Here is a 12,189-nt window from a genome sequence, read left to right on the forward strand (position 1 = left end):
GAACGGCCGGGACTTCTACGTGATCCTCGGTCGGGCCGAGCCGGGCGATCCCCGCCGGCCGATCGCCCACAAGTACGGCTCCCTCAACGCGGGCAGCGGATCGTGGTACTGGAAGCCGCTGCGCAACCTCGAACCGGAACATCGGGTGTTCGCCCATGTGAGCGGAGCCGGCTACGTGCGCATCGGCCGGGCCACCGGCAAGGTGATCCCCCCACGAGACGCCGACGTCGAAATCGAAGGTCGACCTCAACCGCTCCTCGATCAGCCAGACGTGAGCGCGGCAAGGTCTTCCGATGGCTCGACCGAGGGTCCACGTCCTCGCCGCCACGTCTCAGACGCTCCGCAAGCGACCGAGACCGAGATCACCGCCGGGGACGACCTGTGGACATCGGGTGCACTCGCTCGCGGGATCTGTGGATCTCAACGGGATGCGCGAGCGAGAGCAGGTCGGAGTGTGTTTCGACGCCCAACCAAGGTACGGTCGGCCTAACTACAACGGTGCAACTTGAAAGGAGGAATTGTGGGCTCCTCATGTTCCTACGACGGCGGCCACCAGCCGACGTTGGACGAAGTCTCAACCAACTTGCGGGCCGGCGCCGATTGGACACATAGGCGGGATCTGCCGGACCTCAACGGATGGGCCGACTTCAATCCGGCCCCCGAGTTGGTGCGTCGGCGCCTGATCAGCCGCTTGCGGGAAGGTCGCTGCCCCTCGGTGGGCCACACGTTCCCGCTTCCGAAACCCGGTACGAACGAACTCCGCTGGCTGGCGTGGCTCAATCCGTATGACGATCTCTACCTTCGGATCTTGGCCGGACGTGTTGTCACCGCAATCGACACGGCACTCGGACGAGACGTGTTCAGCCACCGACTCGCGACCAAGCCACCAGGATGGTCAGTCAAGAATCGCAACAAGTCCTTCGACCTGATGCGTGATCGCGGAAGGGCGCTTCTCGCGGACGAGCGATGTGACGCGCTTGGCGTCGCTGACGTGAAGCACTACTACCCGTCGATTGCCCCAGATGTCCTCATGGATGCCCTGTGCCAGATCGCCTCGCCGCGTGGCGCCGCGAGACTCATCTGTGGGTTCCTTCGCGAGCTCTCGCCGATGGGCACGCCACGGGGTCTGCCAATCGGGCCGGAGGCATCAGGGGTACTGGGAAACGTCGTCCTCCTGGGACTTGACAGGGCAATCTCGTGTCGTTCCCTCGGCCACGTCCGGTATACGGACGACAGTTGGATCTTCCTCTTGGCCGAGAGCGACTGGCCGGAGGTGTTCGACATCTACGTCTCATCAGTCTCAGATGTCGGCCTTCGAGTCAACCCCTCCAAGGTCGCGATCCACCCGAAGGGCAGCGAAGGTGCAGAGAACGCCATCCATCACCTACGTATCGCATACCTAACCTCCCCCGGCGCCCCGGACAGAACAGATCAGGGATCAGTTGAAGAAATCCGCGAGGAACTCGATCGAGACGAACCCGACTGGAACGTCGTTGGCTTTCACCTAGATTCGCTCCGTCACAAAGGGAGTGCCCTTGGACTCGACCTGCTCTATGAGTATCCCCACATGATGGACGAGCTGCCTCGACATGCTGGGCAGTATCTCTGGGCCCTGGCTCACACCCGGAAGACCCGGAATCAGATTGACCGTGACTGGCTCGTTGAACAAGCGACGGCGCGTCCGGCTGCTCGATCTGTCGCAGGCAAACTCCATCTTTGTCGCGTTGCCAGCCAGATTCGGTTGGGCAAAGAACACGGCGAACGCCTGGACAAAGTCGTTGCCGACGGCAGTCTGGGACACCACGCCCCACTCCGGGCATGGGCGGCCAAGGCTTGGGGATCCTCCGAGGCACGTAGGCCAGAACACGCCGTCGAATACGCATGCAACATTGGCGACTTCTCCGTTCGACGAGCCCTCGCCCTGACACTGCCCGCAGACACGTCGACTCCGTCGAGGCGATCCTGCTGGCACCGAAAGCTTCGATCGGTCGATCCTGACCTTGAGCCAAGCCTCGCTCGACTCGATTGAAGGGTCATGCATAGTCGGCTTCCGCGCCGGCCAGATGAGCCGGCGCTCCACGCTCAGTCGGTGAGAGTGCTTGAACTGAAGCGATCGAGGACGCGGTCGAGCACGAATTCCTCGTGGACGATCAGCCGGTGGAGTTCGACGGCCTCCTGTAGCGCCGGATCCCAGGGGGTGGGTCCGCAATCCCGGGATTCGCGTTCCAGCCGGACAGCGGACTGTGCGGCCATCGCGATGGCTTCCTCGTAGTCCGATGCGTCCATCAACCACGGCTCGCAGCCGTCGGCGTGCATGCGGCGGCAGATGGCGAGGCCCGCTGCGTCGAAATCGCCGTGGTACAGGAGGCGAGCGCCGGAGAACTGCAGTTGGCCGAGCAGGGTCCGGACCGCGGTGGTGGGGTTGCCGTTCGTGGTGACCACGCCGCCCGGCTGCTGGCGCTCGGCGGCTGCCTCGACCAACCGCGGGTTCTCGACGACCAGGACCGGTGTGCCGGCCGGCACACCGACCGGATACTTCTGCAGGGCCACGAGGTTGAGGTGGACGGGTAGTGCCCCCGATGTGGCCGCCCGGATCTGAGCATCGAGCGGGGAGGTGCCCGTCGCCGGAAGCGCCCAGGTGAGGACCGGCGCCGACACCCGATCCGCGAGGACTCCCGCTGCCTCCCAGAGGTCCCGGCCCTGACGTCCCGTCCCGCCGATGCGGTGACGGAGAGCGCTCTCTGCGGCTGTCGCCAGCTTTCGGCCGCGGTCCAGGGCGTGCGCCGACCCGAACAGGGTCGCGGCGATCTCGGTGCGGCAGGCGCCCTCGGGCGCGAACCCCTCAAGGTGATCGAGCAGTCGTCGCACGTCCGCCGCGAGGCCGGCGACTGCTTCGCTGTCGAGGCCACCGATGATCCCCGAGCGTTGCACGTCGGCGGCCCACTCCGGCGCCCAGGGCTCCCCCCAGCACTCGATGGCGCCGGCCAGCGCGGCGCGGGCCGTCCGGGCGCGGGCCTGCGCGGCCCGCCGCTCCGCCTCGGCCGCCGACGGAGGGTGGCCGAGGCGGCTGATCGCGTCGCAAAGGTCGTCCCCGACGTTGCGCCGCACGAGCTCCGTCTCCAGCGCTGCGAGGTCGAGTCGCCGCGGGGGCCTGCGCCCGAGCAGCGACGCGAGGCTCAAGTCGCTCGCCCGGTCGAGGTCCGGGCGGGTGATCGAACCGCGCCAGTGCGGCCCGTTGCGGTCGAGCCGCCGGCGAACCGCCGCCCAGAGTTCGTCCAGGCCGGGGGCCAGCAACGATTCCGGTACGTCGCGATCGATCACAACAGGGAGACCTGCTCGATGCCGTCGTCCGTCTCGGCGTCGACCTGAACGTCGGCGCGGTAGCGCCACGCTGCCGGGAGGAGCCGGACGGTGCCGGCGTCGACCTCGGCGAGCCGGTGGTCCTCGAGCAGGTCAAGGATCTCGCCGGTCAGACGGTCCGGATCCTCCGCCAGTTGCGACCAGTACCGGCGCCGCTCGGCGGCGAGCGACCGGACCTCCTCCACCAGGGCGTCTCGCGGCATCGTGGCAGTGTCCGCCTCGATGAGCCGGTCGAGGAGCAGTAGGGCGGCGTGCCCGACGGTGCCGCCTGCGGGGAACCGGCTGTCGGTCAGCCCGTCGCCGGGATCGATGACGGCAATGCCCTCGGCGCGGGCCTCGAGATGCACCCCGAACATCTCCTCGAAGATGGCCGACTCCTCGCCGAGACGGCGTCGCAGTTCGCCCCATTCGTCGTCGCTCAGGTCGCTGCGGTAGAGCACCGGCTCTTCCAGCAGCGTGGCGCGCATCCACTGGCGCGATGCGGTCGACCGCTCGGGCCGGTCCTCCAAGTCCTGCGGTGAATCCGCCCTCCGCAGCGCGGGCAGCGGCAGGAGCGCCACGCGGTCGGAGCGGATCTTCAAGACGGCGTCGGCTTCGGCGTCGCCGGCGTAGCGATCGACACGGTCGTGCATCTCGGCCGCCACCCCGTGGCCGATCAGCCAGCGCAGCGCCGTCACCAGGGCGCGGCGATCGGCCGGCTCGTCGGTGACGGTCACACCGGCGTCGGTCGCCGCCGACCGCACCTCGTGGAGCAGGTCGCGCAGGCTGATCACGCTCGGCCCGGCCGCCGCCGCCGCCAAGGCCAGCGCCAGCATGGTGTACTCGCGGATCGAGAACGGGCGCTGCTGCGCGGTCGTCGTGCGCAGCGGTCGCCGGCCGGCGACAGCAGTTGTCTTGTACAGGCGGGCGGTGTCGACGGTGACCTGCAGCCGGTACCCGAAGCGCTGCGTGAACCAACGGTCGAGGACTTGCTCGTGCCGCCGGATCAGCCGGAACACCTCCGGGTATTCCTCGGTCACCAGCAGCGGTCGCGTGACCAGGCGGCGGGCCGCGGCGCGCAGGTCGAGTGCCCGCTGAGGGTCCGCTGCGATTGCCGCGGTCACGTCGCGGCTCCGGTCGCTGATGCCTGTTCCCTCGTCGGCTCGGGTGCGCCCGGTGCGGCACCGACCGCGACCTCCAGTCCTCCCAGGGCGAGCCTGCCTTCGGGGCACTCCACGACGGTTCGCGCGCCCTCGATGCGGCGCACCTCGCAGCGCACGCCGTCGGCGGTGGCGGCGCGGACGGCGGCGCCGGGCGAGTAGCCGTGCCCGGACCGCCCCACCAGATCGCGCAGCAGCGTGAAGGAGGCGACCGAGAGTTGCGCCCCGTCGAGGAGCCCGCCCTCGCCGGCGCACCCCAGCAATTCGGCGGCGACGGCTTCGCGGGCGACGCGCTCCCGCTCGCGCCGCTGGGCAATCCAGGCGCGCTCGGTGCGCCGGTCGCGCACCGGCGTGGCCAGGCCGCGCTGGCTCCGGTCGCCGCGGATCCGCAAGGACACGGCGACCGTGGCACGAGGCGCCTCGCGCCACGGCGTGACGGTGGGGACCGGATCGTCAACGTCGGCCGCCGGCGCCCCGATGCGGCGGCAGGAGCCGAGTCCGAAGGCGGCGGCTGCGATCCGGTGGGCCTCGCCGGCGCTCGTGGCCCGGTCGAAGAATCCAGCCAGCGTGACGAAGTCGGCGCGCCGTGAGGCGGCGCCCAGGCCCGCTCGCGACAGCCTGGTCACGTTGGCGGTCAGCGTCCGCACCGCGGCGACGGCCTGCCGCGTGAGTTGGTCCAGCCGGGAGGGGCGTCCCGGCGGCGGTCTGAACCACGCCGCCAGATGCTCCCAGTCCGCGGGGTCGGTGCCCTTCAGGCGGCGGACCGCGACGCTTGCGGCAAGGCCGGCGTCGTCCACGCGGGCCGCCAGGCCGGTGCGCAGCGCGGGGAGCAGGTCGTCGAGCCGGCCGAGGATCGCCGTGAGGCTGCGTGCGATGGGGCGCGTCATACGTTCGATCTCGCTGAGTTTCTCCGAGACGTAGCCCACGAGCACGGTGGCGAAGAGCTGCACCTCGTCGGCGTCGAGGTCGTAGCGGTTCTGCCACTGATTCAGTTCGGCGAAGAACTGCGTCAGCTCGCTGGTGAAGCGCTCGTGCAGATCGAATACCCGCCGCACGCGATCAGCGAGTTCCTCGCCGCCCTCCTCGGCGTCCAACTGCGCCGTCAGTTCGCCAAGGGCGCGGTGAAGGTCACGGAGCCGGCCGGCCTGCACGTCGCCGATCTCGTCCACTCCCGCCAGCACGCCCTCGACGAGTTCGTGGATCTCCTGGCCGGCACGGGTGATGAGGTAGCGGTTGCGCCTGCGGTAGTAGTCGTCGAGGCTCGCCGGCGTGCCGATGGACGAGGACACGGTGAGGTTGCCCCAGCGCCGCAGGCTCTCGAGCCGGGCGGCGACCGCTTCGGCATCCAGGCCGGCGCCGGCCACGACCGGACGGGCGGCCACGTCCTCGCTGGTGAACTCGGCGAAGAACGTACCGGCGAAGACGCTGAGGATCGCCCGGTACTCCTGCCACTCCTCGCCGCCGAGATAGCGGAACAGCTGCCTGGCCCGATCCCGCTCACCATCGCCGGCCGGGCCACCAGTGCCGCCGCCGACCGCGCCGCCCGGGCCGCCGTTGACCGGGCCGCCGTCTCCCGTGCCACCCGGCGGGGCCACGCCGCGCTCCCCGCCGCTCAAGGTGCCTCCCGCCGTGCCAGCGTGGCGCCGTCCCAGTGGTAGTGCTCCAGCAGGATCGTCCTGAGGTCGGCGTCCCGGATGACCTCGGTGATGGCGAGTTGCGGGACAGAGGCGTGGGTTCCCCAGAGCCGCTCGCTGGTGGCGATGAGATCGAGGTCGAGGTCCACCAGCAGCCCGAACAGCGCGGCGTGGTTGTCCTCGGAGACCTTGGCGAAGGCGTCGTCGAGGAGCACGAACCGGGCGATGCCGAGCCGGTCCTGCTCGGTGCCGGGCCGCTGGGCGACGAGCGCGTCGTGGGAGGCGGCGACCGCTGCGAACAGCGACAGGTAGGTGACGATCTTCTTCTCGCCCTCCGACAGCGGCGTGCGGCGGCTGAGGCGCGCCTCGCTGCCGCCGCCGCGCTGCACCATCACGGCCAACTCGTGCCACTGCTTGTAGTCCAGCGTGGCGGCGATGAGCTGCCGGTAGGGCACGTCGGGCTCCAGGGTCCGGGCTTCGTCGAGGCGCACCGAGAGCAGGGAGCGCAGTTCGTGCTCGTCCTCCTCGAGCCGGAGGTCGGGACGGGTGGCCAGCAGTTCGACCATACGGGCCGTCGGCGCGTCGAGTTCCGGGGAGCGGCGCCAGCGCAGCCGCACGCCCACATCGTGCGCCGTCGCCACGCTGTCGAGCCGCTCGTTCATCAGGTGGACGAACTCACCGGCGCGATCCACCTTCTCGGCGATCTCCGTGGCGATCAGGCCCTGCAACAACTCGCGCAGCGCGTCGGCCTGCTTGCGGTCGAGCAGCCCGACGAGTTGGCTGTGTTGCGCGGCGACCGCCCGTGCCGCCTCGGCCAGGGGTGCCCGACCCGTCGGCCCGGCGACCTCGACGACAAGAGGCAGCGAGGGGCTCGCCTGACGCGCCTCGGCGTCCCAGCCGGCGCCGAGAGCGTCCCGCCGCTGCAGGAGCGACCCATGCACGCTGTTGATGTCGACGCCGGCGGCCTCGGGGGTGCCGCCGGGGCCGGCGGGCAGCAACCACTCGATGGCGCCGAGCATCTCGTCGAGACCCTTCGAGCCGCCGTGGACGGCGACGATCGGCTCGGTGGCACCCTCATCGCCGGGGACGGCCACGGCCTGGAGCAGCCCCGGCGTCGCCACCACCCTCTCCAGCGAGAGGCGCAACTCCTCGCACGCCTGCTCGGTCTCGGCCCGCCTCTCCGCGGCGACCTTGGCGTCGGCCTCCGCCTGGGCGCGCCGCCCGACGGCGGCATCCCGGTCCTCGCGAACCGCCGGCAGCCGCGTCTCGGCAGCGTCCAGTTCCGCCCGGCAACGGTCCCGCTCCGCCACGACCTTCTGGTACTCCTCGCCGATGCTGCGCTCGATGGTGACGAGGCGCTCGTACTGGCGGTCGTGTTCCTCGCCGATCCGCGCCCGTTCGGCCCGCTCGTTGCGCTGGTCCTCGCTGGCGGATCGCCAGCGGGCGACGGCCGCCGACCAGCTCTCCGCGGATCTCGCGGTGGCGGCGCTTCGGGAGCGGCAGCGTTCCAGGGTCGCCTTGAGTTCGTCCAGGTCGGCCCGGACGGACGCCAGGCCGTCGCGGTCGGCCGGCAGGCTCAGCGTCACCGCCCGCCGCCGCAACTCGTCCGACGCGGCACCGGCCGCCCGCTCCGCCTCCACCGCCTGCTCGGCGGCCTCCCGCCTGGTGTCCTCCGCCTCCTCCGCGGTTGCGGTTGCGGCGTCGACGGCGCCGGCCGCCGAGGAGATCTCGCCGGTGCCGGGGAGTTCGGATTGCAGACGGCGCGCCCCGTCGAGCAGGTCGTCCAGGTCGCCCAGTTCGGCCTCGGTGGTGGCGACGACAGCGAGAGCCTGCTCCAGCGCCTCGGCGGCGGCGCGCCGGTCTCGTGCGAGGGCCTCGCGCCGGGCGGTGGCGCCGATGAACTCGGCGCGCTCCTTGCGGTGCCTGCCTTCCAGCGCGCCGACCCGGAAGCTCCCGTCGGTTCCCGCGGCGGTGGCGGCACCGGTCGAGGGGTCCGCGGAGATCGAGTCGAGCAGCTTGCCGGCCAGGCCGACGTTCACGACTCCGACGAGCCGGTCCGGCACCGTGACGGTGAGAAGGTCGCTCAGCGGGCTCGACACACCCTCGGCGGCGATTGCCACGAGTTCACCACTCGCGAGTTCGGCGCCGACGCTCTCCACGAGCCGTGCGCCAAGCAGTCCCGAGGCTTCGAGCGCGGCCTCGAGGCCGGCTCGCCGCGTGCCGTCGAGGTGGGAGGAGAAGTCGATCAGGTCGGCGAGGCAGTGATCCGCGCCGGCCTGCCAGGTGAACCGGGGCGGATCCGGCTCGGTCCGGGCGGCGAGTTCGTCGACGACCGCCCGCGCTTGGGCCGCGGCGACTCGTTCGTCCGCCAGCCGGTGCCGGAGAGCGGCGACGGCGTTGCTCCGGGCGGTGACGAGTGTGGCGGCGGCCGCCAGCAACTCGGCCCGAAGATCCTCGTGTGCCACGGTGATGGCGACGCCCTCGGCGGCGGCGAGGGCATCCACAGCGGGCGCCGTCACGCTGTCCGCATGCAGGAGCGGACTTACCTGCGACGCCCAGAGCCGGACCTGTTCGGCCCACTCCTGTCGTGCGACCGTCAGGGCTCGGGTCCGCTCGGCGAGGCGGTCGGCGGCGTTCCGCGCGGCAACCTCTGCGGTCTCCCGCGCCGAGTCGGCGAGGCGTTGCCGCTCGACCGCCTCGTCGAGAAGTCGCCGGGCCTGCTCGACCTCGGCGAGGTCGCCGCGACGTTGAACCAGCGCACCGTCGGCCTCACCGAGGCCGCGCTCCACGGCCGCGCCGGCGAAACGCTCGGCCGGTTCGGTCGCGTCGAACCCTTCGGTTTCCTCGGCGGCGTCGGGCCCGTCGAGGTCCACCTCAGCCACCCGGGCAGGACCCGGCGGACGGTGCGCCAACCGGCAGCGCTCCCCCAGGCGGGCCGCACCGGCCAAGTCCTCGTTCAACCGCTCCAGGTCGTCCCTGCAGCGACCCTGTGTCGCCTTGACGTGCACGGTCTCATCGCTCACGCGCTTGCCGCAGTCGGCGACCCGCTTCTCGGCCCTGGCGCGCTGGCTGCCAAGATCCTTCACATGGATCTCAAGGGCCGCCAGCTGGAGTCCCGACCTGTAGACCTGTGACTCCTCAAGCGCCGCGATCTCATTGCGGAGGCGCTTCTCCTCGCGCTCCAGGCGGGCGATCTCCTCATCCAAGCTCCCGACCTCGGCTCCTGCCTCGGCCGCCGCCCGCCGCTTCGCCTTCTCGTCGCGGCTGCGGCGCCGCAGGGACCCGAGACGCTCACGCCCCTCGGTGACCCGCCGTCGCAGATCGCCGACGCAGTAGGCGCGGTACACGTCCAGCAGGCCGTCGATGGCGGCCACGGTTCGCTCGAGTTCCGCGACGTTCCGGCGGTGCTCCTCGAGGTCGTCGAGCGGTTGCGCCGCCTCCGCCAGCGCCTCCTCGGACAGTTGCGGCAGCGCGTCGGTGAGGTGCTGGGGGAGGTCCACGTCGATCCGATCGCCGACCCGCGGGCTGCGGACGAGGTGCACCAGCCCGATGTGTTGGTCGATGGAGGCCCCGCCGAAGAGACGACGCTCGATCTCGCGCCGGTAGTCGCGGCGTTGGCGCTCGTTGTACACCTCGCCGTCGTCGAGGATGGCGCGCAGGCCGTCGGCGGTGAGCGGGACGCTGCCGCCTCCGAGCAGGTCGAAGTCGATGCCGGGACGCTTCGCGGTGACGAACCACCAGGTGGTGACGGTGTCGGACTGCCGGTTGGCCTTGATACCGCAGCCGCAGGCGAGGTACTCGCCGCGGCGCTCGAACTCGATCCACAGGTAGCCGACCGGCTGCGGGTCGTCACGCCCGCTGAGCATCCACGCCTTCAGGATCCCGACCTGCTCGCCGGCCGCGTCGATCCTCCCCGGCCGGGCGGTGAGCAGGAACGGCAGCAGCATGTTCATCGCCGTCGACTTGCCCGAACCGTTCACGCCGCGCAGCAGCAGCCGTCCGCCGCCGAAGTGCAGAACCTCGTTCTCGTACTGGTACACGTTCACGATTCCGGCCCGGTGCAGCCGCCACCGATCGGACACCTCCCCGCCGACGTTCGGCGCACCACCCGCTGCGGCTTGGACCATCATCGCCGTGACGGTACAGGGCGGGTATGACACTCACCGACCGCCTCTGCGCCTTCGTCGCCGCGCACACGTGGCGGTAGGCGGGCTGGAAGATCGTTCATGTACAGCGCCGGGTGCGCGCGCATCGACACACAGCCTCGTTTCGATTCGAGCTGTCCCGGAGCCGAGCCCCGGTCGCCGGGGCATCACCCGTCAACAGGTGCCACACCACGTCACCGCCCCGAACGTCGACCACCGCTGCCGGGCCGGTGGCGGGACCATGGGTACCATGGGGTCATGACCCGCCGGGACCGCATCCTTGGCGAGCACCGCGAGGCCATCTTGGCCGCAGCCGCCGCGAACAAGGCCACTTCGATTGCCCTGGTCGGTTCGGTGGCCCGTGCCGAGGACACCGACGACAGCGACTACGACTTCCTGGTGGCGTTCGCCAAGGGTGCCTCTCTGTTCGATCTGGCGCACCTCGAACTCGCCCTTGAGGAGATGCTGGGCGGCGAAGTGGACGTGATCTCGACCGGGAGCCTTGAGCCGAAGCATGCGGACATGTTTCGCGAGGCCATCGCACTGTGACCGACCGCGAGGCCCGACGCGACGCCGAGCGGGTCGAGCATATCCTGGAAGCGGCCGCCAAGTTGGCGGAAATCGTCGCCGAGGGTCGCGAGGCTTTCGACACGAGTTGGCGGCTGCGCGACATCGCCGAGCGGCGTCTGGAGATCATCGGGGAGGCCGCCGGCCACCTCTCTGCACGGTTCGTGGCCGCGCATCCCGACCTCGGTATCGCCGGGGCGAGACGCATGCGCGACTTCATCGCCCACTCCTATTTCAAGGTGGACCCCGATCTGGTGTGGGACGCCATCACTGTCTCAGTGCCCGATCTCGCCGCCACGCTGAGGGCGTACCCGGACGTCGCCGGTCCAGGGGTTGGCGGCGAGCCGCCGGCGCTCGGCGCCTAGCCCCACGGAACTGCCCTTCGGTGCGGCTGCTCTACTCGCGTTCTATTCGAGGGGGGTGGGCCAGTCCGAGGGAACACGAACAGAATGACGCTTGATGGCGCTTTTGCGTGCTTGATCCGCGACCTCCACTTGGAAGGGATCAGCTCTCCGGAACCCGATCAGCCGAGGCTGCTGTATGAGTCTTGACGTGGGCGCGCTCCGGGATCTGCTGTGCGCACGTCTCTGTGAGGACGTGCAGGTCGATGAACGCCCGGACGGCGGTCTGATGGTGCGAACCCACTTCAGGTTCCCCGACGGCGACGGCTTTCCCCTCCACCTGTCCGCGGCGCCCTCGGGAGGCCTTCGCCTGTCGGACCATGGCCACACCCTCATGCACATCAGCTACGAGCACGACATCGACTCGTTCCTGGCCGGCACACGGGGAATGCTGCTCGAACGTACCGCCACAGACTCGAGTTCGAGTCCGTCATCGTCTTCGCGGACCAGACCGAGATCCCCAGGGTCGATCTGGCGAGACTCTCCGATGTCGCGGGAGACCTGATCTCGTCGCTGGAATCGACGGAGGACCTCAACCGGAAGCTCCTGCGGCGATTGGCCTAGCGGCGAGATGTGTCAACTGGGACAACCTGAACAGGTAGCAGTGCTGGGGGTCCGGTGTCGGCCATCGACCCACGCGCCTATCGTGGGGGATGCCTGTCGGTTCGGCTAGTAGGCGACAGCCGAATGCAGCGGAAATACCGCGGCAACGGGACCCCGGAACGCACGGGGTCCCTTTCTTTTTTCGACACCCATTCCAGGTCGACGTAGACACCTGCACCGACCTCTCCCTGCCGGCGATCGCCACCCTCCTCGCCGAGTTCCTCGCCGAGCTGGACCTGCAGCGGGTCACGCTGGTCTGCAACGACTGGGGCGGCGCGCGGCTCGTCATCAGCCCCGGCGGCTCGGATCGTGTCGCCAACTTGGTCCTGGTCTCCTGTGA

At 70.2% G+C, this 12,189-nt stretch carries 10 protein-coding genes; 6 read left to right on the plus strand and 4 right to left on the minus strand.

Annotated features, from left to right (window positions below):
* Window positions 1-490 (plus strand): hypothetical protein (locus OXG55_06230; protein ID MCY4102843.1); only part of this gene is annotated, 490 nt, incomplete at its 5' end.
* A gap of 225 nt (window positions 491-715) precedes the next feature.
* Window positions 716-2,029 carry an RNA-directed DNA polymerase gene (locus OXG55_06235; protein ID MCY4102844.1) on the plus strand — a complete coding sequence of 438 codons (1,314 nt, stop codon included), beginning with the start codon at window positions 716-718 and terminating at the stop codon, window positions 2,027-2,029.
* Between the two features lie 53 nt (window positions 2,030-2,082).
* On the opposite strand, the gene OXG55_06240 is transcribed toward OXG55_06235, so the two are convergent.
* Genes OXG55_06240 through OXG55_06255 form a run of 4 tightly spaced genes read right to left on the minus strand, consistent with a single transcriptional unit; the run spans window position 2,083 to window position 10,263 of the window.
* The gene (locus tag OXG55_06240; GenBank protein ID MCY4102845.1) at window positions 2,083-3,321 is read right to left on the minus strand and encodes a DUF2399 domain-containing protein; all 1,239 of its coding nucleotides are present in this window, start codon (window positions 3,319-3,321) and stop codon (window positions 2,083-2,085) included.
* Window positions 3,318-4,463, minus strand: coding sequence for a TIGR02678 family protein (locus tag OXG55_06245; GenBank protein ID MCY4102846.1), 1,146 nt, complete (start codon window positions 4,461-4,463; stop codon window positions 3,318-3,320). The genes OXG55_06240 and OXG55_06245 overlap by 4 nt, the downstream gene beginning before the upstream one ends.
* Window positions 4,460-6,094, minus strand: a complete 1,635-nt coding sequence (locus OXG55_06250) for a TIGR02677 family protein (GenBank protein ID MCY4102847.1) — start codon at window positions 6,092-6,094, stop codon at window positions 4,460-4,462. The genes OXG55_06245 and OXG55_06250 overlap by 4 nt, the downstream gene beginning before the upstream one ends.
* Window positions 6,095-6,111: 17 nt before the next feature.
* On the minus strand, window positions 6,112-10,263 hold the full coding sequence (locus tag OXG55_06255; GenBank protein MCY4102848.1) for a TIGR02680 family protein: 4,152 nt from the start codon (window positions 10,261-10,263) through the stop codon (window positions 6,112-6,114).
* A 273-nt stretch (window positions 10,264-10,536) separates the two neighbouring features.
* Between OXG55_06255 and OXG55_06260 the strand changes: the two genes are divergently transcribed.
* The 4 genes from OXG55_06260 to OXG55_06275 form a co-directional block, all read left to right on the plus strand.
* Entirely contained in the window at window positions 10,537-10,827 is a 291-nt protein-coding gene (locus tag OXG55_06260) for a nucleotidyltransferase domain-containing protein (GenBank protein MCY4102849.1), read from the plus strand.
* Window positions 10,824-11,210, plus strand: a complete 387-nt coding sequence (locus OXG55_06265) for a DUF86 domain-containing protein (GenBank protein MCY4102850.1) — start codon at window positions 10,824-10,826, stop codon at window positions 11,208-11,210. The genes OXG55_06260 and OXG55_06265 overlap by 4 nt, the downstream gene beginning before the upstream one ends.
* A 175-nt stretch (window positions 11,211-11,385) precedes the next feature.
* Complete coding sequence (locus tag OXG55_06270; protein MCY4102851.1) at window positions 11,386-11,751, plus strand: DUF1828 domain-containing protein; 366 nt, start codon at window positions 11,386-11,388, stop codon at window positions 11,749-11,751.
* Between the two features lie 148 nt (window positions 11,752-11,899).
* Window positions 11,900-12,189, plus strand: a 290-nt coding sequence (locus OXG55_06275) for a hypothetical protein (protein MCY4102852.1), incomplete at its 3' end; no start/stop codon positions are given.

The organism is bacterium, from assembly GCA_026708055.1.
GTDB lineage: Bacteria > Actinomycetota > Acidimicrobiia > Acidimicrobiales > CATQHL01 > VXNF01.